Here is a 23,282-nt window from a genome sequence, read left to right as displayed (position 1 = left end):
CCTCGATCCGTGCAGACAGGGTGTCGCTGATTTTTTGGAGCGACTGGTTCGCCTCGTAGAGCTCCCGCGACTTTGTCTCCAGCAGGCTTTCGGCCTCCTGCCGGGCGCGCTTTTCGCGCTCAATCCGGCGCTGCAGCGCCTCGGGGGAGGGGGACTCTTGCGACATGCCCTAGGCCGCGCGCCTCGTGATGGTGAACCGCACCAGGTCACCCTGCTCATCCGTGGTGCGTTCGGACTTGAGGTAGACGGGCTCCTTGAAATGACGGGCGCTGGCGTCGATCAGGCCCTCGGCGAGAGCTTCGAGACCGCGTGTCGAGCGATAGTTCATCACGAAGCGCTCAGGGCGGTTCTCCACCACCTCCAGGCTGGGCAGTTCAGCGTCCGGATAAAGCTTGCGCACCTCGACGTGGATGTGATGGTCGACGCTGGCCAGCAGCTTGAACAGGCTGCCGGCGCGCCGGAAGAATTCGGGATATCCGGCCACGAACCTCGTGCAGAGGTAGGCCCCAAAGGCCCGCAGCAGATCGGCCGGCGGGGTCTGCGAACGCTTCGAAAGCGCCATGAGGAGATCCTGCATCTCCTGGAACGGATAGGTGCCGACAGCGGTATAGGCGCCCCCGGTGGACAGCTCGCATTCGGCGATGATGGCGTCGACCGTGTCTGCGCCCATGGCGGATTCCACGAATTCAAGGAACTCAGTGAAAACAACGCCTTTCATACTAGGCCCCCGGGTCTTTCGCCTGCTGCCGTACGTTAACGGCGTAATCCGAACCCAAGGTTAAGACGCGTATCGCTGTTCCGGTTTTTTCGGCTCGGGGATATGGAGGCGCGGTGCGTCGCCTGGCCCTCGTTCACCTGCCTTGGAAGGACCCCCTGTCGGTCCTCGGCGCCTTCGCGGACGAGCCTTTTGCCCTTGCCCTGATATCCGGTGTGGAGGGGTGGTCGTACCTCGCGCGCGCCCCCGACCGGACGGTCGTTCTGGGCCCGGACGATGCTCAGGACCCCTTCGAAACGCTTCGATCTCTCCTCGGCGAAATGGCGCCTGCCGAAGAGGCGGCCCCCCCGTTTAGCGGCGGGCTGGCGGGCTTGGCCGCCTATGGCCTGGCGCGCCGGATAGAAAGGATCGAACTGGGAAGTTTCGAAGGTTGGGCCGACCTCGCTGTTGCGCGTTACCCCGCTGTCCTCGCCTTTGATGGCTCGCGCCGTCGTGTGATCGCCTGTGGGCGGGGTAGCGACGTCCAGGCCGCGGCGGCCGCCGCCCAGACGGCCGCGCGCTGGCTTGATCAGGCGCCGGCGCGGCCGGGGCGGGGTGTTCTGGCTCAGGTCCTTGAGGCCGACGATCCTGCGGCCTTTGAGAGGAACGTCGCCCGCGTTCGCGACCGGATCGCCGCCGGCGACATCTTCCAGGCCAATATCGCGCGCCGGTGGCGGGGCGAGCTTGCCCAGGACGCCAAGCCTTTCGACGTCTTCGCTCGCCTGTGCGCCTCCAGCCCGGCGCCGATGGCCGCCTACCTGAGCCTTGGCGAGCGGATTCTGGTCTCGAACTCTCCGGAGCGGTTCCTGCGGGTCCGGGACGACAGGGTGGAGACCCGCCCCATCAAGGGCACCGCCGCTCGGGGCCCCAATCCTGAGAGCGACGAACGCCAGGCCGAGGCCCTGCTTGCTTCGGTCAAGGACCGGGCCGAAAACCTGATGATCGTCGACCTGATGCGCAACGACCTGTCCCGCGTCGCCGAGCCGGGCTCCGTCGCCGCCGCCCGCCTGTTCGAGATCGAGAGCCATCCCACCGTGCACCACCTCGTCTCGACCGTGACCGGCGCGGCCCGACCCGGGACCGGCGCCGCCGACCTGCTGGCCGCCACCTTCCCGCCCGGCTCGATCACCGGCGCGCCCAAGCACCAGGCCATGAAGGTCATCGCCGCGCACGAACCGCCGCGCGGTCCGTGGTGCGGCAGCCTGTTCCACCTCGACGACGCGGGAAGCCTGACCGCCTCGGTGCTGATCCGCACCGCCTCGTTCGAGCGCTCAGGGGGCCGCTGGCGCTTCCGAGCCCTGGCCGGCGCCGGCATCGTCGCCGACAGCGATCCCGTCTCGGAACTGGCCGAGACCGAGGCCAAGATCCTCGCCCTGCGCGAGGCCCTGACCGGCCCCTAGCAGGTCGGGCAGGTCGTCTTGTCGACGGTCCGCGGGCGCAGGTAATAGGTGTGCGAGAACCGCGTCAGGCCGGGCATCAGATAGTCCGCGGCGGAGTCGTAGTCGTAGGTCACCTCGGCCACGATCACGCTCTCGCCCGACGACACCAGATCGGCCGGCAGCGTCATCGTCGAACCGGTCCCGCGCGGGGTCATGCCGTCGCCGCGGCTCCAGTCGACCGTCGGCGTGCCGCCGACATTGGTCACGCTGGACACCCGCTGATGCAGGGTCGTGGTCGGGAAGGGCTTCATGATCAGCCCGCCGATGTCGAAGATGTCGTCGATCGTCGCCGGCGTCACCGTCTCTTCCTGGGCGATCAGGTCGGCGACCGCGGCCGAGACGTGGCCCATCCGCTTCTGCGCCATGAAGCCCTGACAGAACTCGGTCATGCCCATGTAGAAGGCGATCAGCACAGGCGCGAGCATGGCGAACTCGATCGCCGAGACGCCGCGCTCGTCGCCGGTCAGTCGCCGGATCAGGCTGCGCTTCTTCATCCGGCCGGCTCGTTGCGGAAGGCGGTGGTCGCGGTCAGCATCGCCGTGCGGTCGCCGACGCTCGACAGGCCCTGCGACAGGAAGCTGGTCAGCAGCGGATGCCTGTACCAGACCCGCACCAGGATCAGGTCGCCCGGATTGCCGTTGGCGTAGGTCAGGCCGCTGGGATCGAAACCTTCTCCGGCCAGCGGATCGGGCGGCGTGATGTTGAACTGCGGAATAACGCGCACGTCGACCGTGGCGTTGGCCTCGCAGTTGCCCGAGAAGATGCTCATGCGGCTGCACAGGCTGGTCTTGAACTGCGCCGCGGTCATGCCCTGCGCGCTCGCCTGGCCTGTGCGAACCAGCCGTCCCGTGCCGATCGCCGCGTTCTCGAGCACGGAGTCCAGGGTGAAGATCAGCGCCACTTCAAGGATGGCGAAGATCATCACGCAGAAGGGCAGGATCACGAGGCCGAACTCGACGGCTGCGGCGCCGTCGCGGTTGCGCAGCAGGCGCCCGATCAGGCGCCCTGCAAGCGTCCAGGGTCCTCTGCGCGCGGCCATGGCGATCTATTCGGCGGCGGGGGCGGGGCCGTTGGTTCCCCGCACCGAGGGTGAGCACGAACTGGCGCAGGCCATTTCCGTCGCCTGGGCGCCGCGCCAGACGCGGACGCGCCCCGCGCCGTCGCCGGCGGTGACCACGACCTGGCTCTGGAACACGGTGCGGCCGATCTGATCCACGGCGACGACCTCGGTCACGCCATAGCCCTTGCCGGTGATGTAGAGCGTGTTGGCGTCCACCACGGTGACATCGGCGATTTCCGGATTGCCGACGATGACCGAGCCGGCCGGCCCGCTCAGCTGAACGCGCCGGGCCTGGTCGATCTCGACGCTGATCCGGGCGGACTGTGCCGCGGCCAGGCCGGGGCCGGCCAGCAGGGCGGCGGCGCCGAGCGTCAGGAGAAGGCGGTGAGTGCGGATCATGGCGACGATGTCCATAGAGCGAGCGCGCGCGAGAGCGTGAAGCCGAACCTGCCCTCGAAACCTCAATAAAGTTTGAAACCTCGGCTGGAATACCGGGTCGTCGCCAGTCACAGAGCGGGAATGGCGGGCGACGCGCGCCTCAAACGGGGCTATTTTACAGTAAATCTTCTGGTAACCACGCCCGGCGACCGGGCCTTAACCGATATGGGCGATAACGACGGTGCGTTTTGGGGGTCAAGCGGGCTACCGGCTCCCCCCCGCGTTCAGTAGCTCGCTTCCTCTTTCTGAAAAGGAACCATGACCATGAAGAAGTTCATTTCGCAGTTCATGTCCGATGAGTCGGGCGCCACGGCCATCGAATATGGTCTGATCGCCGCCCTCATCGCCGTTGTGATCATCGCGGCCGTCACCGCCCTGGGCACCAACATCTCGACCAAGTTCGGCGAAGTCGCCACCGCCATCGGCGGAGCCGACGCCTAAGCGTCAGCACGACTTGAGACAGGCGGGGGCCGGAGCGGAAACGCTCCGGCCCTTTGCTTTTGCGCCCGACACTTTCGCGCCTGACGCAACGCGCCCTTAAAAGGTCCGCTGCCAGGATGGGCGGATGGAAATTCTGCAACTGCTGTTCCTCGCCATCCTGCCGGCCCTCGCGATCACCGCCGGGCTGACGGACCTGACGTCGATGAAGATCCCGAACTGGATCTCGGGCCTGCTGATCCTCGGCTTCTTTCCGGCCGCGCTTCTGCTGCATCTCGCGCCGATGGCGGTCGCGGTGCACATCGGCGTCGCCGTCGCGGCCCTGCTGGTCGGGATGGGCCTCTTCGCCCTCCGCCTGCTCGGTGGCGGCGACGTCAAGCTGATGGCCTCCGCCTGCCTGTGGCTGGGCCTCGCCGGAGCCGGCATGTTCCTGTTGTGGACGGCGGTGATCGGCGGACTGTTCTGCCTGATGCTGCTCGTGGCCCGGGCCTGGCTGCAGCCCTACGCCATGAATGGCCCGGGCTGGGTCGTTCGTCTGATGCAGCCCAAGGGCGACATTCCCTATGGCGTGGCCATCGCCGCGGGAGTGCTGGCCGCCTATCCGGCCTCGCCGCTGATGGCCGCCTTCCTCGCGGGCTAGAGACCCGGTGGACCGCCCGTGGGCACTTAGGCCCACGTTAACCCGCGCCCGGCATGTTCGTTAACGGTAGGGGGCCGAAGGACCGATCCACGGGTCCGGCCCGGCCTGCCGGAGACAGTCGATGAAGCCTGCCCGTATCATCGTGATCTGCGTCGCCGCCGTGGCCGCCATCGGGCTGGCCCTGGTCGTGCGCGCCATGGGATCATCCTCCAAGGAACCGGCCGCCGTCGCCACCGCCGCGCCCGTCGAGACGCGGCCGATGGCCAAGGTGCTGGTCGCCGCCAAGGACCTGCAGGCGGGCAAGCGGCTCGACGAGTCCGATATGGAATGGAAGGACTGGCCCCTCGACCAGGTCAATCCGGCCTTCATCACCGACGGTTCGGTTCCGATCCCGGCAGCGGGAGACGCAGCCCCCGAGGCGGACGCGGACAAGCCCGCGGGGGCCGTCGCCGCAGTGACCCGGGCCGCGACCAACCTCGCCACCGGCGGGGCCAAGGCCGACTACGTCGGGTCGGTGGTCCGCGAACCGATCCTCGCGGGCGAGCCCATCGTGATGCGCAAGATCGTTCGGGCCGGGGACAGCGGCTACATGGCCGCCTATCTGGAGCCCGGCATGCGCGCCATGGCCATCCGCGTCACGGTCGAGACCGCCGCCGGCGGCTTCATCCTGCCGGGCGACCGCGTCGATGTGGTGCTGACCCGCGAGACCACGCTCGGCAACATCGGCGCCTCTGACGCCGACCGCTCCAAATTCACCTCCGCCACCGTCATGCAGAACATAAAGGTTCTGGCCATCGACCAGTCCACCCGGGCCGGCGACGACGAGCAGACGGTGATTGGCGCGACGGCGACGCTTGAGGTCGGTCCCCGCGACGCCGAGGCCCTGGCTCTCGCCAAGTCCGAAGGCGAACTGAGTCTGATCCTGCGCTCCTACGCCGATACCGGCGGCCCGTCCGGCCGCGTCTCGGCGGGACCGCGCGAATCCTCCGCCATCCGCGTCTATCGCGGCGGCGCGCCTGAAGTGGTGGTGGTCCAATGAAGCGTCCGATGATGCGTCTCGCCGCCGTCGCGCTCGCCGGCCTGCTGGCCGCTGCGGCCGCGCCCGTCTCTCCCGCTCCGGCCCAGACCCGCGCCGCCGTCTCGATGGGCGCGCAGTCGCAGTTGATCAGCCTGCCGCGTGGCTCGTCGATGGCCGTCGACCTTCCGGCCGACGCCCGCGACGTGATCGTGCCCAACCCGCAGGTCGCCGAGGCGATGCTGCATTCGCCGCGTCGCATCACCATCATCGGCCTGGCGCCCGGCGAGACGGACGCGGTTGTGCTGGACAACGCCGGCCGCACCATCCTGTCGCTGCGCATCCGCGTCGATGCGGGCGTTTCGGCGCTGCAGGACACGCTCAGCCGCGTCATGCCGGGCGCCAATGTCCACGCGGAGGCGGTGAATGACAGCGTCATCCTGACGGGAACCGTGTTCAGCCCCGGTGAGGCCGACCGCGCCAGCCAGGTCGCCCGCGCCTTCGTCTCGGCCCCGGAAAAGGTCATCAACATGATGACCATTGAAGGCTCCGACCAGATCACCGTCCGGGCCCGCATCGTCGAGGTGCAGCGCACCGCCGTCAAACAGCTCGGGCTGGATGCGACCGCCGTGCTCGCCTCCGTCGGCGACGGCCTGAGCCTGACCCAGGCCGCGACCTTCGCCGTCTCGGGCAACCAGCTGGGCGGCGGCGTGCTGAACTACCAGGATTCCGCCGGCGACGGCAGCAGCCTGAACACGTCGCTGCGCGCCTTCGAGCGCGCCGGCCTGGTCCGCATTCTGGCCGAGCCGAACATCACCACCGCCAATGGCGAGAACGCCGAGTTCCTCGCGGGCGGCGAATTCCCCGTGCCTGTCGGCCAGGAAGTCGATGGCACGAGCACCAAGGTGACCATCGAGTTCAAGCCGTTTGGCGTACGGCTGGCGGTGCGGCCCATCGTGCTGTCGCCCGGGCGTATTTCGCTGCAGCTGTCGACCGAGGTCTCGGAGCTGACCTCGCTGGGCGCCTTCACCCTCGGCGGCGGTCAGGGCGGCACGTCCCTCGTCATTCCGGGCCTGAGCGTCCGCCGCGCGTCCAATACGGTCGAACTGCCGTCGGGCGGATCGCTGATGATCGCCGGCCTGCTGCGCGAGGACACCCGCCAGAACATCGACCAGCTGCCGGGGCTCGGCGACCTGCCGGTGCTCGGCGCCCTGTTCCGCTCGCGCGACTACCTGTCCGGCGAAACCGAACTGGTCATCATCGTCGAGGCCTACATCGTCTCGCCGACGTCGCCGGGCCGCATGCAGACGCCGGCCGACGGCCTGCAGATCGCCAACGACGCCCAGACCATCCTGTTTGGCCAGCTGAACCAGCACTACGGGCGCTCGTCGGCCGCCGGCTCCGCCGATGCGGGTTGGACCGGCCCCGTTGGCTATGTGATCGAATGAGGCCTCCGATGAAGCGCGCCCTGCTCCTCGCCGTCGTCGCCACCGCCGTCCTGGGCGGCTGTGCTTCGACCGGCCCGGCCGACACCCAGCCGTTGACGCCCCTGTCGCGCTATTCGCTCCAGGTCGAGCCCGGATTGGACCGGATCGCCCTGGCCGTGCACGAGGACGGCCTGTCGTCGAACCAGCAGGCGGCGCTGAACGACCTGGCGGGTCGCTACAGGGCGGCGGGCGTCGGCTGGGTCCGGATTGAAGGGCCTTCGGGCGATGATCCGGCCGCGGCGCGCCAGACCTGGGCCGTCCGTTCGGCGCTGCAGGCCGCCGGCCTTCCGGCCGAGCGCATCGTCGTCGCCTCCTACGCCGCGCCCGATCCGCGCGCGCCTGTCCTCGCCGGGTTCGAGACCGTTCGCGCCGTGATCCCGAACTGCGCCGCCGAACCCCGCGCCATGGAAGGCCGGTTCTCCAACAACAGCTCGATGGGCCTCGGCTGCGCGATCAACGCCAACCTCGCCGCCCAGATTTCCGACCCCCGCGACATCGTCGGCCATCGCCCGACCAGTCCGGCGGATTCGGGCCGGGCCGCCGTGGTGTTCGACAGCTACCGCAAGGGCGAGGTCACCTCCGCCCCGCAGGAACCTCTCGTCGAAGGCCGGATCGCCCGGGCCGTGGAATAGTGTGACATGACGAACGCCTTCCCCCGACCGGTCGAGGATTTCGAGGACGAGTTCGATCTCGACATGGGCTATGTCGCGTCCGGCCCCGGGACACGTCCCGTCGATGACGTCGCCTCGCCCTATGCGCCCGATCAGGCCGCCCGGGATGAAGAAGCGGCCCGCCCGCCGCTGCAGTTCACGCCGCCGGCCGTCGCGGCCGCGCCGCAACCCTACCCCGCCGCCTCACCGGACAGCCAGATGCCGGCCGTGGCCGGGTTCAACCCCGTGGGCGACCTCGTCGCCGGCGCGTCGGCGGCCTTCTCTCCGCCTGTGCTGGGCGGCGGCGGCCCCGAGGTTTCGGTGCCCCGCATCGCCATCCACGTCTTCGCGGAACGCCAGGACACCCTGGCCGCCGCCGAGCGCGCCGGTCAGGACCGTCGCCTGTCGCGCGCCACCACCCAGATCCGGGTCGGCGGCGTGGCTGCGGCGGTCGAGGCGTACCGCCAGGAGCCGACGCCGCCGCTGATCATCGTCGAATGCCTGAAGGACCCGCAGACGCTGCTGTGGGAAGTCGACCAGCTGGCCGAGGTCTGCGACGCCGGCACAAAGGTGGTGGTCATCGGCGCGACCAACGACATCCTGCTGTTCCGGGAGCTGATGCGCCGGGGCGTCAGCGAGTACCTGGTGGCCCCGCTTCAGCCGCTGCAGCTGATCGCGGCCATCGGCGGCCTGTTCAACGATCCCGCGCAACCGTTCGTCGGCCGTTCGATCGCCTTCGTCGGCGCGCGAGGCGGGGCAGGCGCCAGTTCGGTCGCGCACAACACCGCCTATGCGATGAGCGAACGGATCGGCGCCAATACGGTGATCGTCGACTACGACCTGCCGTTCGGCACCGCCGGGCTCGACTTCAACCAGGACCCCCTGAACGGCGTCGCCGACGCGCTCAGCCAACCGGACCGGCTGGACCCGGTGCTGCTGGACCGCATGATGGTTCGCTGCACCGACAAGCTCAGCCTGTTTGCGGCCCCTGCGACGCTGGACGCGGACTGGGATATCTCGCCCGACGCCTTCGAGGAGGTCACGACCCAGATCCGGTCCACGGCGCCCTTCGTGGTGCTGGACCTGCCCCACCTGTGGTCGGGCTGGATGCGCCGCACCCTGATCGCCGCGGACGAGGTCGTCGTCGTCGCGACGCCGGATCTGGCCAGTCTGCGCAACGCCAAGAACATGATCGACCTGATCCGCCAGGGTCGGCCCAACGACGCACCGCCGCGGCTGGTGCTGAACCAGGTCGGCGTGCCGGGCCGGCCGGAGATCCCCGCCAAGGAATTCGGCGCGGCGCTGGGCGTGCATCCCAGCCTGCTGATCCCGTTCGATCCGAAGGTGTTCGGCACCGCGTCCAACAACGGCCAGATGATCCTCGACGCCGGGGCCAAGTCGAAGGCGGCCGAGGCCTTCCAGATGCTGGCCCAGATCGTCTCGTGCCGGGAGCTGCCGATGCTGACGGGGCCCGGGAGCAAGCCCGCCAAGGGGGGGGGCAAGTCGCTGCTCTCCGGCCTGTTCAAGAAGAAGTCCTGACGCGTGTTCGGCAAGCGCACAGGTCAGCCTGGAGCCGCCGCCCCGGCCGCGCGCCCGGCGCCCGCGCCTGCACCGGCGGCCGCGGCCCCGCCCGGGTTGCAGCCGGAGCCGGGCGTCCAGACCCAGGCCTTCGCCTTCGGCGGTGAAGTGGCGGAGCTGCAGCGCGAGCAGGCCCGCACCGACTCCTACAACGCCAAGCCCGCGTCCGAGGCTGCGGACCGCCTCGACGCCCTGGCGTCGAGGCCCAGGCCGGTCGCCGAGGCGCCTACGCCCAAGAACGCGCCCGGACCCAAGGCGACGCCCGGGTTCGAACAGCTGAAGAAAGCCCAGGCGGTGGCGGAGATCGTCCGCGAGCAGTCGGACTATTACCACGCCACTAAGACGACGATCTTCAACGCCCTGATGAACACCATCGACCTGGCCCAGTTGGCCCAGCTCGATACCAAGGCGGCGTCCGAGGAGATCCGCGACATCGTCGCCGAACTGGTGGCGATCAAGAACGTCTCGATGTCGGTGGCGGAGCAGGAGCACCTCGTCCAGGACATCGTCAACGACGTCCTCGGCTATGGTCCGCTGGAGCCGCTGCTGGCCCGGGACGACATCGCCGACATCATGGTCAACGGCGCAGGCCGGGTGTTCATCGAGGTCGGCGGCAAGGTGCAGCTGACCAACGTCCGCTTCCGCGACAACACCCAGCTGATGAACATCTGCCAGCGGATCGTGTCGCAGGTCGGCCGCCGGGTCGACGAGAGCTCGCCGATCTGCGACGCCCGCCTGCCTGACGGCAGCCGCGTCAACGTCATCGCCCCGCCGCTGGCCATCGACGGCGCGACCCTGACGATCCGGAAGTTCAAGAAAGACAAGCTGACGATGAAGAACCTGGTGGAGTACAACTCCATCAGTCCCGAAGGCGCGCGCGTGCTGGGCGTCATCGGCGCATCGCGCTGCAACCTGGTCATCTCGGGCGGCACCGGCTCCGGCAAGACGACGCTGCTGAACACCCTGACCGCCTTTATCGACCCGACCGAGCGGGTCATCACCTGCGAGGACGCCGCCGAACTGCAGCTCCAGCAGCCGCACGTGGTGCGCCTCGAAACCCGCCCGCCCAACCTCGAGGGGCAGGGCCAGATCACCATGCGGGACCTGGTCAAGAACTGCCTGCGCATGCGTCCCGAGCGGATCATCGTCGGCGAGGTGCGCGGACCGGAGGCGTTCGACCTGCTGCAGGCCATGAACACCGGCCACGACGGCTCGATGGGCACGCTGCACGCTAACAGTCCGCGCGAAGCCATCAGCCGGATGGAGTCGATGATCACCATGGGCGGCTACGGCCTGCCGTCCAAGACCATCCGGGAGATGATCGTCGGCTCGGTCGACGTCATCATCCAGGCGGCCCGCCTTCGCGACGGCTCGCGCCGCATCACCCACATCACCGAGGTGGTCGGGCTGGAGGGCGACGTGATCGTCACCCAAGACCTGTTCGTTTACGAGATCACCGGCGAGGACGAGAACGGCAAGATCATCGGCCGGCACCGCTCGACCGGCATCGCCCGTCCGAGGTTCTGGGATCGCGCCCGCTATTACGGGCTGGAGCGTGAGCTGGCCGAAGCCCTTGACGCGGCGGAGTAGGCGGCGATGCTTCCCATCCTCGCGGCGGTTCTGGCCTTCATCACCATCGGCGGACTCGGCTGGGCCTTCGTCGGCGGCGGCGATTCATCCGAGGCCGCGGTCAAGCGGGCGCAGAATTTCGGCGGCCCCAAGCAGAACACGGCCGCCGCCCGAAAGGCCGCCGCGGCGAATACGCCCGAGGCCCGCCGCAAACAGATCATGCAGCAGCTGCAGGAGTCGGAACGGGCCCAGCGCAAGGCCCGGGTCAGCCTCGCCGCCAAGTTGAAGCAGGCCGGTCTGTCGACCAGCGTGAAGACCTTCTGGATCGTCAGCGCCGTGCTGGCGGTGGTCGCCTTCCTCGCGCCGCTGGTGTTCGGCCTGAACATTCTCGTCGGCCTCGGCGCCGCCGTCGTCTTCGGACTCGGGCTGCCGCGTTGGGTGGTCGGCTTCATGGGGAACCGGCGGCGCAAGAAGTTCGGCAGCCATTTCGCGGACGCCGTCGATGTGATCGTCCGCGGCATCAAGTCGGGGCTGCCGGTCCACGACTGCTTCAAGATCATCGCCCGCGAGAGCCCGGCGCCGCTCGGCGCGGAGTTCCAGACCCTGGTCGAAGGTCTGGGCGTCGGCCTGACCCTGCAGCAGGCGCTTGAGAAGATGTACGAGCGGATGCCGACGCCGGAGCTGAAATTCTTCGCCATCGTCATCGGCATCCAGCAGAAGACCGGCGGCAACCTGGCCGAGGCCTTGGGCAACCTGTCGACCGTGCTGCGGGCCCGCAAGATGATGGGCGAGAAGATCAAGGCGCTGTCGTCCGAGGCGACGGCGTCGGCCGGCATCATCGGCTCGCTGCCGCCGGCCGTGATGATCCTCGTCAGCATCACGACCCCGGCCTACATGGGCAAGCTGTTCACCGAGCCGCGCGGCCAGTTCATGCTGCTGATCGCGGTGATGATGATGGCCTTCGGCGTCTTCGTGATGAAGCGCATGATCTCGTTCAAGTTCTAGGGGCGCGGCGTGGGAGACATCATCGGCTTCGTCACCAACCTGCAGAACCTGCTCAGCATGGGCGTGGGCGTGCTGGTGTTCGCGACCCTGGTGACCCTGCTCGGATCCCTCGGCGGCGAGGCCAAGCTGGAGGGGCGGATGAAGGCCGTGGCCGTGCGCCGCGAGGAGCTGAAGCGCCGCTCCCGCCAGGCCATCGCCGCCCAGCACAGCGGTCCGCAGAACCTCAGGCACACAGACGCCGGCTTCAAGAAGCGCGTCGTTGAACGCCTGAACCTCACCAAGCTGCTCGAGGACCCCAAGGTCGCGGACAAGATGGCCCAGGCCGGCTATCGCGGGCCGAAGCCGCTGACGACCTTCTATTTCTTCCGCTTCTCGATGCCGTTCGTGATGCTCGCCATCGCGGTCTTCTACGTCTTCATCCTGAACGACTTCGGCCTGACGGTCATGGTCCGGCTGACGATCTGCATGTTCGCCGCGGTGATCGGCTTCTACGGGCCGAACATCTTCCTGGCCAACCGCATCGCCAAGCGCCGCACCTCGATCATGCAGGCCTTCCCGGACGCCCTGGATCTGCTGCTGATCTGCGTCGAGGCCGGCATGTCGATTGAGGCGGCGATCCAGAAGGTCAGCCAGGAAATCGGCGGTTCCTCCATCGACCTGGCCGAGGAGATGACGCTGCTGTCGGCCGAACTGAGCTACCTGCCCGATCGGCGGATGGCCTATGAGGGCCTCGCCAAGCGGACCAATCATCCGGGCGTCAAATCGGTCGCCACCGCCATGACCCAGGCTGAAACCTACGGCACGCCGCTGGGATCGGCGCTGCGGACCATGGCCAAGGAGAACCGCGAGATGCGCCTCTCGGCCGCCGAGAAGAAGGCCGCAGCCCTGCCGGCCAAGCTGACCGTGCCGATGATCCTGTTCTTCCTGCCGGTGCTGTTCATCGTCATCCTGACCCCGGCGATCATCAGCATCCAGGACACGATGGCCAAGGGCGGCTAGACCTCCGCGGTCGCTTTCCACGCCTCGGCCACCGCATCGACGGCATGACGCAGGCGGATGCGGTGCTTGTCGAAGAACATCTCGCCGCGCAGGCCCGAGAAGATGAAGCCGTTGGCGACGATGCAGCTGCCGGGTTCAAGCTCCTCGATCTCGAAATACCGCATCGAGCGGAACCAGAGGCCGCGCTTCTCCATCCACACCAGCTGGGCGTAGGGCTGCCATTCGCCGACGCGGGCGACGGCGCGCCGCTCGGGCAGGCTCTCGATGGTCTCGGTCAGGGAGATCTGGCCGCCATAGGCGATCGTCCCTTCGACGGAGGTTTCGATCGGGTTCCACCGGTCCCAGCCGGGCAGGTCGGCGATGATCTCCCAGAGCCGGTCGGTAGAGGCGCGCACGCCGATGCGCTTTTCGATGCGGGCGATATCCATGCGGACCGTCTGACATGCCTTTCAGGCGCTGAAAAGACACCAGACTAGCGACCGCCTTCAGGTCCAGGCTGGGAGGCCGGCGGGGTCTCGGGCGAGGGCGTTTCGTCGCGTTCGGGCAGGTCAGGCGGACCGAGCCGCAGACGAGAGCTGGCGAAGCAGAGGACGGTGGCGACGCCCAGCATCACGATGTTGGCCACGAACGGCGCGGGCTCGGCCAGCTCGTACAGGGCGACGCCGATCACCGGCGGGCCGAGGAAGCTGAGGCCGGCCAGCGACATCATCAGGCCGGCGACCGCACCCTGTTCGTGCGGCTGGACTGACAGGGACGAACCGGCGGTGAAGCCCGGCCGCGCGAAGCCGACGCCCAGCGATATCACCGCATAGCCGATCACCACGCCGTAGTAGCCGGGCGCGGCGATGGTCATGACGTTGCCGAGCAGGGCCAGGCCCGCACCCCAGCGCATCAGGTCGGCGGCCTGCAGTTTGAGCAGCGGGATCAGGCCCCATTGCGCCATCAGGGTGGCGGCCGCGCCGGCCAGCATGGCGATGCCGATGAACGGCTGGGCGTCGCGGACTGACGTGCCGGTGATCGCCATCTCGTCGATGATGTGGAAGCCCAGCACCGAGATGTTGACCGCCTGCGCTCCCGTCACCAGCAGGCCGTAGAGCAGGTAGGCCCGCACGCGCGGGTCCTTCCACAATCCCTTGCCGGCGTCCTCCTGATGGCGGCCGGGCGCGGGCTGGCGCACCACGTCTCCGCTGGGCAGGCGGCGCCAGACGACCCAGAGCACGATCGCGCCGAACAGAGCGAAGGCGTACATCGGCCCGGCCAGACCGACGATCGGCAGGATGAAGAAGGGCGCCAGCGCCGGGCCGATCACCGTGCCCAGCCCCTGCGCCGAGGCCAGCAGCGACATCGACTGGGTGCGCTGTTCGGGCGTGGTGCGGTCAGCCACATAGGCCTGTGCGGCGATGGGCGACGCCGAGCCGAACAGCCCGTAAATCGTCCGCGCCACGGTCATCAGGACGAAGGCCACGATCGGCGCCAGCCACAGCTGCAGACCTGCCGTGCTCGCCAGGCCGAATCCGCCGATCGAGGCGACGAAGCCGCCCAATCCGATGAGAATGACCTTCTTGCGCCCGACCCGGTCCGACAACCGCGCCCAGTAGGGCGAGGTCAGGGTCCACATCAGGGCCGAGATGGCGAAGGCGGCCGAGACCAGGGTGTCGCGCAGGCCGAACTCGCGGCCAATGGCCGGCAGGACCGACTGCAGGGCCATATTGCCGGCGGCGGCGATCAGGCTGACCGCGAACAGGATGGCGAAGGCGGGCGAGCGGAGGTTCACGGCGGGACCCTAGGCGGCGACAGGCCCTTGCGGAAGCGTGCGTCCTCCGCGACGGTTGCGCGTCCTCAGGGGGAGACGCCGTCATGTCCATCCACCGCCTTCTCGCCACCTCCGCCTTCGCGGTCGCTCTGACCCTGCAGGCCGGAGCGGTCCGCGCTCAGGTTCCCCAGACCCAGGTCGAGGCCGCGGTCGAGGCCGTCTCGCCGCGCGTCGTGGCGTGGCGCCGCGACCTGCACGCCAATCCGGAACTCGGCTTTAACGAGACGCGGACGGCGGCGGTGGTGGCGGAACACCTGCGCGCGCTGGGGCTGGAGGTGCGCACCGGGGTCGGCAAGACCGGCGTGGTCGGCATTCTGCGCGGCGGCCTGCCGGGCCGGACGGTGGCGCTGAGAGCGGACATGGACGCCCTGCCGGTGCTGGAGGCGACGGGTCTGCCTTTCGCCTCCACCGCGACCGGGACCTACATGGGCAACACGGTGCCGGTGGCGCACGCCTGCGGCCACGACGCCCACGTGGCCATGCTGATGGGCGCCGCCGAGGTGCTGGCCGGGATGAAGGACCAGATCGCCGGCACGGTGGTGTTCATCTTCCAGCCCGCCGAGGAGGGCGCGCCTCCGGGCGAGCCGAAGGGCGGGGCGGCCCTGATGATCGAGGAGGGGGCGCTGGCTGATCCTCGCCCCGACGCCATCTTCGGCCTGCATGTGGTGCCGGGGCGGCCGGGCACGATGTGGTACCGGCCGCGCGGCTTCATGGCCGCGTCGGACCGGATCGACATCACCCTGCACGGAAGGCAGACCCACGGCGCCTGGCCATGGAAGGGGGTCGATGTCATCTCCGCCTCGGCCGATGTGATCCAGACGATCAACAGCCTGACGGCCCGCACCATCGACCCGACCACCACGCCGACGGTGTTCACCATCGCCACAGTGGACGCGGGGGTGCGTTACAACATCATTCCCGACCGGGCGGTGCTGTCGGGGACGCTGCGGACCTTCGACATCGCCCAGCGCGACGATCTGGTGCGGCGGGCCCAGGTCGCCATCGGCAATGTCGCCGAGACCTACGGGGCGACGGCGGAGTTCGGAGTGCGCCAGAACGCGGCGCTGGTGTTCAACGACGAGGCGCTGTCGGCCTGGCTGGCGCCGGTGCTGGAGGAGGCGGCGGGCGAGGGGAACGTCAATGCCGGCGCGCCGCCGACGACCGTGGCGGAGGACTTCAGCTACCTGTCGCAGGAAGTGCCGGGGGTGTTCTACCACCTCGGGGCCAGCGCCGACGGGGTCGACCCGGCGACATCGCCGCCGAACCACTCCCCGGGCTTCGACGTCAACGAGACGGTCCTGCCGGTCGGGGTCCGGGCCCATGTGCTGACCGCGCTGAGGTTCCTCGAGCGGCCGTAGCGGCAACCACGTTTTTCAACGTCCCGGCAAGGATCGGAGCGCACCCTCGTAGGGTTTTGCGGGAGTGGGGCGATGAGCAGGCTGCCGGTTGAATTGCCGCCGATGACCCTGGAGCGACGGGGCAGCGCGCGGCGTGAAATCTTCTATTTCCTCGTGGCCTTCGCGGCGATGTTCGGCGGGGCGATGCTGGGGATCGACCTGCTGTTCTAGCGGCGGTCGAAGTAGGTGGTGACGACGCGGCGGTAGACCTCCGTCAGCGCCTCGATCTCGCTTACCGGAACGCGCTCGTCGATCTGGTGCATGGTCTGGCCGACGAGGCCGAGTTCGAGCACGGGGCACATCGCGCGGATGAAGCGTGCATCGGAGGTGCCGCCGGTGGTGGAGGCCTCGGGGCGGCGGCCGACGGCGGCCTCAACGGCGTCCTGCACGCCGGTCACGAAGGCGCCCGGCTCGGTCAGGAAGGCGTCGCCCGAACACAGGTGCTCAAGCTCGATGCGCAACCCGCTTTCGGCCTGGGCCTCGCCGGCCATGGCGTTGAGCCAGGCGATCAGCTCGTCGCCGGTGTGGTTGGGGTTGAAGCGGATGTTGAGGCGGGCCCGGGCTTCGGCGGGGATCAGGTTGGTGGCCGGGTTGCCGATGTCGATGGTGGTGATTTCGAGGTTCGAGGGCTGGAAGCCCTGATAGCCGTCGTCGAGGCGGTGGTCGGCCAGCCGCGCCATCAGCCGCGCCATGACCGGGGCGGGGTTGGCGGCGCGGTCGGGGTAGGCGACGTGGCCCTGTTTGCCGTGGACGGTGATCCAGCTGTTGAGGGAGCCGCGGCGGCCGATCTTGATGGTGTCGCCCAGGGCGTGCTGCGAGGACGGTTCGCCGACCACGCAGGCGTCGATGACCTCGCCCTCGGCCATCAGGGCCTCGACGACGCGCTTGGTGCCGTGCAAGGCGGGGCCTTCCTCGTCGCCTGTGATCAGGAAGCTGAGCGAGCCCGGGACCTCGCCCTCGGCGAGAAGGCGGGAGACGGCGGCGATCCAGGCGGCGATGCCGCCCTTCATGTCGACGGCCCCACGGCCGTAGAGCACCCCGTCGCGGACCTCGGCCTCGAAGGGGGCGGCGGACCAGGCGGCGGGGCTGCCGGTCGGGACCACGTCGGTGTGGCCGGCGAAGCAGAGGTTGGGCGAGGTCGCGCCGCGCCGGGCGTAGAGGTTTTCTATGTCCTCGAACTTCATCCGGCGGCACTGGAAGCCGAGGCCGGTCAGGAGGCGTTCCAGCAGGTCCATCGCCCCCTCGTCGGCGGGGGTGACGGAGGGTCTGCGGATCAGGTCGCGGGTCAGTTCGACAGGATCGATAACCGGATGTGATGCGGCGCTCATGGAGCTGTGCTTTACGGGGTTCGGACGATTGCGAGAAGGCTTCTCTCCATGCCGAAGATCGACATCGAAACCGCCCCGACGGGACACGGCACGGGCTACCCCGAACCGTTCGACGGGCCGTGCAGGGCGCGGCGGCGCTGGCGGCTGGGGGATGCCGTCGGGCTGGACCAGTTCGGGGTCAACCTGCTGCGCCTGCCGGACGGGGCCTGGTCGAGCCAGAGGCACTGGCACGCGGGCGAGGACGAGTTCGTCTGGGTGGTCTCCGGCGAGGTGGTGCTGGTCGAGGATGAGGGGGAGACCGTGCTGAGGGCCGGGGACTGCGCCGGGTTCAAGGCCGGGGTCGCGAACGGGCACAAGATCGAGAACCGATCGGGGGCCGAGGCGGTTCTGCTGGAGGTCGGCAGCCGGGCGCCCGAGGGCGACAGCGGCGAATACCCCGACATCGACATGATCTTCCGCCCCGGCGGCTACTTCCATCGAGACGGAACCCCCTACCCGAAGCATGACCGACGCACCTGAGGCCCCCGAGCCGATCACCCCCGCCGTCGTCGAGGCGGCGCGGGACGCGCAGGGAACCAATCCCTGGAAGATGCGCGATTTCCGCCTGCTGTGGCTCGGCCGGATCGCGGCGGTGCTGGCCATCCAGATCCAGTCGTCGGCCCTGCTGTGGCAGGTCTACGAGATCGCGCGGCGGGACCATCCGATCGCCGAGGCCAGCCTGTACCTGGGGCTGGTCGGCCTGGCCCAGTTCATCCCGCTGCTGGCCCTGACCCTGCCGGCGGGGGAGATGGCCGACCGGCGCGACCGCAAGCTGACGGTGGCGGCCTCGATCGCGGTCGAGGCCCTGTGCGCGGTCGCCTTCCTGGCCATGGCCATCCACGGCTCGCCGCCGCTGTCGGGACTGCTGGCCGTGGCCTGCCTGTTCGGCGCGTGCCGGGCCTTCCTGGCTCCGGCGAGCCAGGCCTTCCTGCCGATGGTGGTGGGCCGGGCGGCCCTGCCGAGGGCCATCGCGGCCCAGTCGATCGCCTTCCAGACCGGAGCCATCGCCGGACCGGCCCTGGGCGGGGTGATCGTCGGCATCAATGTGCCGCTGGCCTATGGCGTGGCCATGAGCCTGTTCCTGGCGGGACTGGCGGCCTTCCTGCTGATCCGCACCACGGGCCAGCCCGAGCGGGTCGGGACCGGCCCGGGACGCTGGGCGGCGGTCAAGGAGGGACTGAAATACGTCTGGACCACCAAGGTGGTGCTGGGGGCGATCTCGCTGGATCTGATCGTGGTGCTGTTTGCGGGCGTGGCCCTGCTGACCCCGATCTTCGCGCGCGATATCCTGCATGTGGGACCCGAGGGGTTCGGCCTGCTGCGGGCCGCCTTCGGGGTCGGCGCGTTCGGCATGGCGCTGTATCTGGCGCGGTTCCCGATCGTGAGACATGGCGGCAAATGGATGTTCGCCGCCGTCGCCCTGTTCGGCGTCTGCACCATCGTCTTCGGCCTGTCGAAGATCGTCTGGATCAGCGCCGCGGCCCTACTGATCGGCGGCGCGGCCGACATGGTCAGCGTCAACATCCGCCAGACCCTGATCCAGCTGTCGACGCCCGACCACATGCGCGGCCGGGTCAGTTCGGTGTCGATGTTGTTCATCGGCGCGTCCAACGAGCTGGGCGAGGCCTATTCCGGCCTGGTGGTGCGGTTCCTCGGGCCCATCGGAGCGGCGGTGTTCGGCGGGGTCGGGGCGCTGGCCGCCACCGGGCTGTGGGCGAAGCTGTTCCCGGGCCTGCGCAGGGCGGACAGGCTGGAGTGAGGCGGGTTTTACCCGGGTAGAACGGGAGAATTGCGTCCGTAGCGTCCGTAGAGTGCATTGCGTCCGCAGAGTGCATAGCGGTCGGTTTTGCGCGTGGGTTCGATTGTCAAAGACCGGCGGCGGAGGCGAACCGGACCGTTATGCGCCCGCCGGGCGGTGTGCGCAGAAGACGGGTTTGAGAGAAGCGGATGTGGCTGATCTCGCGGGAGAGTTTGCGCGCAAGCCGACTATGGATTCCCGGATTGTCAGCACAGCGTCACGCCGTGACGGAGGGGCTCTTTCCGACGCACGACCGTTGCGCCGTTTCGCCCCTCCACCGCTGCGCGGTCCCCCTCCCCATTCGCGAAGAGCGAACGGGGAGGAGACGGTCGGGACCGCCCCTGCCTCACTGGCAGGCGAGGCACTCGTCGTAGTCGGTGCGGGCGGCGCTGAAGAGGTCGGGCTGGTTGGGGTCGATCTCGGCCTCGGCCTTGTCCTCGGCGCCGGCGAAGGCGGCGCGCTGCACGGACTTGGAGCGCAGGTAGTAGAGCGACTTCACGCCGGTCTCCCAGGCCCGCCAGTGCAGCATGTGCAGGTCCCATTTGTCGACGTCGCCCGGGATGAACAGGTTGATCGACTGGGCCTGGCAGATTTCCGGGGCGCGGTCGGCGGACAGTTCGACGACCCAGCGCTGGTCCAGTTCGAAGGCGGTCTTGAAGATGGCCTTCTCATCGTCGCTCAGCTGGTCGAGGTGCTGGACCGAACCCTCGTGCTCGAGGATCGAGTTCCACACCTCGCTGGTGTCGATGCCCTTCTCGCCGAGAACCTTCTCCAGATAGGGGTTCTTGACCGCGAAGGAGCCGGACAGGGTCTTGTGGGTGTAGATGTTGGCCGGGATCGGCTCGATGCCCGCCGACGTGCCGCCGCAGATGATCGAGATCGAGGCGGTCGGGGCGATGGCCAGCTTGTGGCTGAAGCGCTCCATGACGCCGCGCTCGGCCGCGTCCTCGCAGGGGCCCTTCTCCTCGGCCAGCAGGCGGCTGGCCTTGTCGGCCTCGCGGCGCAGGTGCTTGAACAGCCGCATGTTCCACGACTTGGCCATGGCGGATTCGAAGGCCACGCCCTGCTGCTGCAGGAAGGAGTGGAAGCCCATCAGGCCGAGGCCCACCGAACGTTCGCGCTTGGCGGAATAGACGGCCGCGGCCATGGCCGGCGGGGCGCGGCGGATGAAGTCTTCCAGCACATTGTCGAGGAAGCGCATCACGTCCTCGACGAATTTGGGCTCCTCGCGCCATTCGAGGAAGGTTTCGGCATTGACCGAGGACAGGCAGCAGACGGCGGTGCGGTCGACGCCGAGATGGTCGCGGCCGGTGTGCAGCATGATCTCGGCGCACAGGTTCGACTGCTTGACCGACAGGCCCAGCTCGCGCTGGTGCGGGGCCATCTGGCGGTTCACCGTGTCGGAGAAGATCAGATAGGGCTCGCCGGTCTGCAGGCGGATCTCGAGGATCTTCTGCCACAGGGTGCGGGCGTCGACGGTCTTGAGCACCTCGCCATTCTTCGGCGACTTCAGGTCGAAGGTCTTGCCGTCGCGGACCGCGAACATGAACTCGTCGGTGATGTTGATGCCGTGGTGCAGGTTCAGGGACTTCCGATTGAAGTCGCCCGACGGCTTGCGGATTTCGAGGAACTCCTCGATCTCCGGGTGGTGGATGTCGAGGTAGACGGCGGCCGAGCCGCGGCGCAGCGAGCCCTGGCTGATGGCCAGGGTCAGGGAGTCCATGACCCGGATGAAGGGGATGATGCCCGAGGTCTGGCCGGCGCCCTTGACCTTCTCGCCGATGGAGCGGACGCCGCCCCAGTAGGTGCCGATGCCGCCGCCGTTGGAGGCGAGGGCGACGTTCTCGTTCCAGACGTTCTGGATCCCGTCGAGGCTGTCGCCGACCGCGTTGAGGAAGCAGGAGATCGGCAGGCCGCGGTCGGCGCCGCCGTTGGACAGCACCGGGGTGGCCGGCATGAACCACAGCTTCGACATGTAGTCGTAGACGCGCTGGGCGTGGCCCGGATTGACGGCGGGATCGTCGGCGTAGGCGGTGGCGACCCGGGCGAACATGTCCTGGTAGGACTCGCCGGGAAGCAGGTAGCGATCCTCAAGCGTCTTCTTGCCGAAGTCGGTCAGCAGGTCGTCACGCGACCGGTCGAGCTGGATCGAGGGCGCCACCACCTTGAGGTGGGGTCGATCGGCGGCGTCCGCAGCCGCAACCGACTGGAAATCCACTGTCTTCAACGCTTCGCCGCCGGCCATAATGGTCACTGCCCTGAACTGATCGAATAAGTCGCTCGCACCGCCGACCACATCATGTAGTGGCCGAAGTGCTCCCCAAGCCCACATATGGGGCGCAGATGGCTAACGACCCGTCAACGGGGTTGACGATCACTTTCTGGGCGAATCGGCTTCAAGGCGGGGGATGAGCCTGTGGACAGGCCGCACGGACGGGCGTCACAGGGGTGTCACGCCGGCGCCCGATTTTCGATCACGAACGCGTGAGGGGAACGTCCCGCAAGCGGGACCGTTTCGGCCCGATGACCCCCGACCAGATCGCCGCCTTCGCCCGACGCGCCCTTCGCATCGCGCGCACCGAGATCGCCGCGGTCAGCGCCCTGTTCATCGTCGCCCTGGGGGTGATGACCTTCGTCGAACTGGCCGACGACATGACCGAGGCCGACGGCCGGGCCTTCGACCAGGGGGTGCTGGAGGCGATGCGGCCGCATGCCATCGCCGATCCATGGGGCCCGGGCTGGCTGGAGACGGCGGCGATGGACCTAACCGCCTTGGGCGGCACGGCGGTGCTGAGTCTGTTCGCGGTGATCGTCACCGGTTTCCTGATTCTGCAGCGCAAGCGGCTGTCGGGCCTGCTGCTGGCCCTGGGCCTGATCGGCGGCGTCGCCCTGAGCGAGGGACTGAAGGCGCTGTTCGGCCGCGACCGGCCGCCGGAGGCGCTGCGGGCGGTGGAGACGATGAGCGCCAGCTTCCCGTCGGGCCACAGCCTGCTGTCGGCGGTGTTCTACCTGAGCATCGGGGTGATGCTGACCCGGGCCTTCCCGCAGAAGCGGCTCAAGGCCTATGTGATCGCGGTGGCGGTGCTGCTGACGCTGCTCGTCGGCCTGACCCGGGTCTATCTGGCGGCGCACTGGGCCACCGACGTGCTGGCCGGCTGGAGCGTCGGCGCGGCCTGGGCCATGGCGCTGTGGCTGATCGCCTACGGCCTGCAGCGGCGCCAGACGGCGCGGCCGCAGGCGCCGCATGTGTTGCCGGTGGATGAGGAGGGGTAGGCAGCAGGCAACAGGCAGCAGGCAGCAGGACGAGCGCGGTTTCTTCGCTTGCCCCGTCCACCGGCCAATGAGGATTCTGCTGCCTGCTGCCTGCTGCCTGCTGCCTGCTGCCTGCTGCCTGCCGCCTGCCTCAGCCCGCCCCGAACTCCAGGTCCTTGCGGGCCGAGATGATGGTGACGATGAAGCCGGCGAGGACGTCGAGCATGATCATGGTCAGGATCAGGAAGAAGGTCGAGGTGGCGAAGCCCTTGATCAGCAGGAAGGCGACCAGGCAGGCCACGAACAGGATCATCGACAGGGCGTGATTGACGATGGCGACCTTCTGGCTGGAGGTCGACTTGAGCAGTTCGAAGAACAGCAGGATCAGGGCCAGGAACAGGATCAGGTCGCCGCTGCCGATGTTCCAGCCGCTGCCCGAGACCATCGGAATGGTGAAGATCGGATCGCGCAGGGCCTGTTCGGCCGCCGCGACGCCGCCGGTTCCAACCACGCCGCTGAGGATGACGACGGCGTAGATGACCACCGGAATGATGAGCAGCGGCAGGGCGATCAGCATGGCTGG

At 68.7% G+C, this 23,282-nt stretch carries 24 protein-coding genes; 15 read left to right on the top strand and 9 right to left on the bottom strand.

Translation table 11 applies throughout. The features are described from left to right. Positions 1-169: 169 nt before the first annotated feature. Positions 170-718, bottom strand: a complete 549-nt coding sequence (locus VEA98_RS03075) for a heme NO-binding domain-containing protein (protein WP_324811005.1) — start codon at positions 716-718, stop codon at positions 170-172. A gap of 113 nt (positions 719-831) precedes the next feature. Here VEA98_RS03075 and VEA98_RS03070 point away from each other — a divergent pair, with 113 nt between their 5' ends. After that, the gene (locus tag VEA98_RS03070) at positions 832-2,154 is read left to right on the top strand and encodes an anthranilate synthase component I family protein (RefSeq protein ID WP_324811004.1); all 1,323 of its coding nucleotides are present in this window, start codon (positions 832-834) and stop codon (positions 2,152-2,154) included. Here the strand turns inward: VEA98_RS03070 and VEA98_RS03065 are convergent. From VEA98_RS03065 to VEA98_RS03055, 3 genes are read right to left on the bottom strand one after another with little or no spacing between them, the layout of a single operon-like run. Beyond that, on the bottom strand, positions 2,151-2,687 hold the full coding sequence (locus VEA98_RS03065) for a TadE/TadG family type IV pilus assembly protein (protein WP_324811003.1): 537 nt from the start codon (positions 2,685-2,687) through the stop codon (positions 2,151-2,153). The genes VEA98_RS03070 and VEA98_RS03065 overlap by 4 nt on opposite strands. Continuing rightward, positions 2,684-3,232: a TadE/TadG family type IV pilus assembly protein gene (locus tag VEA98_RS03060; RefSeq protein ID WP_324811002.1), complete on the bottom strand. Its 549-nt coding sequence runs from the start codon at positions 3,230-3,232 to the stop codon at positions 2,684-2,686. Before VEA98_RS03060 ends, VEA98_RS03065 begins: the two co-directional genes overlap by 4 nt. A gap of 6 nt (positions 3,233-3,238) precedes the next feature. Continuing rightward, on the bottom strand, positions 3,239-3,652 hold the full coding sequence (locus VEA98_RS03055) for a pilus assembly protein N-terminal domain-containing protein (protein ID WP_324811001.1): 414 nt from the start codon (positions 3,650-3,652) through the stop codon (positions 3,239-3,241). 303 nt (positions 3,653-3,955) lie between these two features. Between VEA98_RS03055 and VEA98_RS03050 the strand changes: the two genes are divergently transcribed. The 9 genes from VEA98_RS03050 (at position 3,956) to VEA98_RS03010 (ending at position 13,072) form a co-directional block, all read left to right on the top strand. After that, the gene (locus VEA98_RS03050; protein WP_324811000.1) at positions 3,956-4,132 is read left to right on the top strand and encodes a Flp family type IVb pilin; all 177 of its coding nucleotides are present in this window, start codon (positions 3,956-3,958) and stop codon (positions 4,130-4,132) included. A 124-nt stretch (positions 4,133-4,256) separates the two neighbouring features. Then, entirely contained in the window at positions 4,257-4,769 is a 513-nt protein-coding gene (locus VEA98_RS03045; protein WP_324810999.1) for an A24 family peptidase, read from the top strand. Positions 4,770-4,890: 121 nt separating this feature from the next. After that, a complete protein-coding gene (cpaB, locus tag VEA98_RS03040; RefSeq protein ID WP_324810998.1) occupies positions 4,891-5,808 on the top strand; it encodes a Flp pilus assembly protein CpaB in 918 nt (305 codons plus the stop codon). Between the two features lie 8 nt (positions 5,809-5,816). Next, positions 5,817-7,232, top strand: a complete 1,416-nt coding sequence (locus VEA98_RS03035; protein ID WP_324810997.1) for a type II and III secretion system protein family protein — start codon at positions 5,817-5,819, stop codon at positions 7,230-7,232. A gap of 8 nt (positions 7,233-7,240) precedes the next feature. Beyond that, on the top strand, positions 7,241-7,903 hold the full coding sequence (locus VEA98_RS03030) for a CpaD family pilus assembly protein (protein WP_324810996.1): 663 nt from the start codon (positions 7,241-7,243) through the stop codon (positions 7,901-7,903). A gap of 6 nt (positions 7,904-7,909) precedes the next feature. After that, positions 7,910-9,460 carry a CpaE family protein gene (locus tag VEA98_RS03025; protein ID WP_324810995.1) on the top strand — a complete coding sequence of 517 codons (1,551 nt, stop codon included), beginning with the start codon at positions 7,910-7,912 and terminating at the stop codon, positions 9,458-9,460. 3 nt (positions 9,461-9,463) lie between these two features. Continuing rightward, positions 9,464-11,089 carry a CpaF family protein gene (locus VEA98_RS03020; protein WP_324810994.1) on the top strand — a complete coding sequence of 542 codons (1,626 nt, stop codon included), beginning with the start codon at positions 9,464-9,466 and terminating at the stop codon, positions 11,087-11,089. Between the two features lie 6 nt (positions 11,090-11,095). Beyond that, the gene (locus VEA98_RS03015; protein WP_324810993.1) at positions 11,096-12,073 is read left to right on the top strand and encodes a type II secretion system F family protein; all 978 of its coding nucleotides are present in this window, start codon (positions 11,096-11,098) and stop codon (positions 12,071-12,073) included. A gap of 57 nt (positions 12,074-12,130) precedes the next feature. After that, positions 12,131-13,072, top strand: a complete 942-nt coding sequence (locus tag VEA98_RS03010; protein WP_414642132.1) for a type II secretion system F family protein — start codon at positions 12,131-12,133, stop codon at positions 13,070-13,072. On the opposite strand, the gene VEA98_RS03005 is transcribed toward VEA98_RS03010, so the two are convergent. Both VEA98_RS03005 and VEA98_RS03000 read right to left on the bottom strand, forming a co-directional pair. Then, on the bottom strand, positions 13,069-13,500 hold the full coding sequence (locus VEA98_RS03005; protein WP_324810991.1) for an SRPBCC domain-containing protein: 432 nt from the start codon (positions 13,498-13,500) through the stop codon (positions 13,069-13,071). The two genes, VEA98_RS03010 and VEA98_RS03005, sit on opposite strands and share 4 nt — an antisense overlap. 44 nt (positions 13,501-13,544) lie before the next feature. Beyond that, on the bottom strand, positions 13,545-14,846 hold the full coding sequence (locus tag VEA98_RS03000) for an MFS transporter (RefSeq protein ID WP_324810990.1): 1,302 nt from the start codon (positions 14,844-14,846) through the stop codon (positions 13,545-13,547). A gap of 83 nt (positions 14,847-14,929) precedes the next feature. Here VEA98_RS03000 and VEA98_RS02995 point away from each other — a divergent pair, with 83 nt between their 5' ends. Both VEA98_RS02995 and VEA98_RS02990 read left to right on the top strand, forming a co-directional pair. Then, positions 14,930-16,243 carry an amidohydrolase gene (locus tag VEA98_RS02995; protein WP_324810989.1) on the top strand — a complete coding sequence of 438 codons (1,314 nt, stop codon included), beginning with the start codon at positions 14,930-14,932 and terminating at the stop codon, positions 16,241-16,243. 72 nt (positions 16,244-16,315) lie between these two features. Beyond that, complete coding sequence (locus tag VEA98_RS02990; RefSeq protein ID WP_324810988.1) at positions 16,316-16,453, top strand: hypothetical protein; 138 nt, start codon at positions 16,316-16,318, stop codon at positions 16,451-16,453. On the opposite strand, the gene dapE is transcribed toward VEA98_RS02990, so the two are convergent. Further along, positions 16,450-17,610, bottom strand: coding sequence for a succinyl-diaminopimelate desuccinylase (dapE, locus tag VEA98_RS02985; protein ID WP_324810987.1), 1,161 nt, complete (start codon positions 17,608-17,610; stop codon positions 16,450-16,452). The two genes, VEA98_RS02990 and dapE, sit on opposite strands and share 4 nt — an antisense overlap. Before the next feature lie 48 nt (positions 17,611-17,658). Here dapE and VEA98_RS02980 point away from each other — a divergent pair, with 48 nt between their 5' ends. After that, positions 17,659-18,129, top strand: a complete 471-nt coding sequence (locus tag VEA98_RS02980) for a cupin domain-containing protein (protein ID WP_324810986.1) — start codon at positions 17,659-17,661, stop codon at positions 18,127-18,129. Further along, the gene (locus VEA98_RS02975) at positions 18,113-19,408 is read left to right on the top strand and encodes an MFS transporter (RefSeq protein WP_324810985.1); all 1,296 of its coding nucleotides are present in this window, start codon (positions 18,113-18,115) and stop codon (positions 19,406-19,408) included. The genes VEA98_RS02980 and VEA98_RS02975 overlap by 17 nt, the downstream gene beginning before the upstream one ends. A gap of 385 nt (positions 19,409-19,793) precedes the next feature. On the opposite strand, the gene VEA98_RS02970 is transcribed toward VEA98_RS02975, so the two are convergent. Continuing rightward, positions 19,794-21,692, bottom strand: coding sequence for a ribonucleoside-diphosphate reductase subunit alpha (locus VEA98_RS02970; RefSeq protein WP_324811008.1), 1,899 nt, complete (start codon positions 21,690-21,692; stop codon positions 19,794-19,796). Between the two features lie 239 nt (positions 21,693-21,931). Here VEA98_RS02970 and VEA98_RS02965 point away from each other — a divergent pair, with 239 nt between their 5' ends. Next, a complete protein-coding gene (locus VEA98_RS02965) occupies positions 21,932-22,720 on the top strand; it encodes a phosphatase PAP2 family protein (protein WP_324810984.1) in 789 nt (262 codons plus the stop codon). Positions 22,721-22,850: 130 nt separating this feature from the next. Here the strand turns inward: VEA98_RS02965 and VEA98_RS02960 are convergent, their stop codons facing one another. After that, entirely contained in the window at positions 22,851-23,276 is a 426-nt protein-coding gene (locus VEA98_RS02960) for a hypothetical protein (protein WP_324810983.1), read from the bottom strand. Positions 23,277-23,282: the final 6 nt, after the last annotated feature.

Source organism: Brevundimonas sp. (assembly GCF_035627055.1).
Lineage (GTDB): Bacteria > Pseudomonadota > Alphaproteobacteria > Caulobacterales > Caulobacteraceae > Brevundimonas.
The sequence above is the reverse complement of the archived record's forward strand: the minus strand, read 5'-3'. Positions and strand labels throughout refer to the sequence as shown.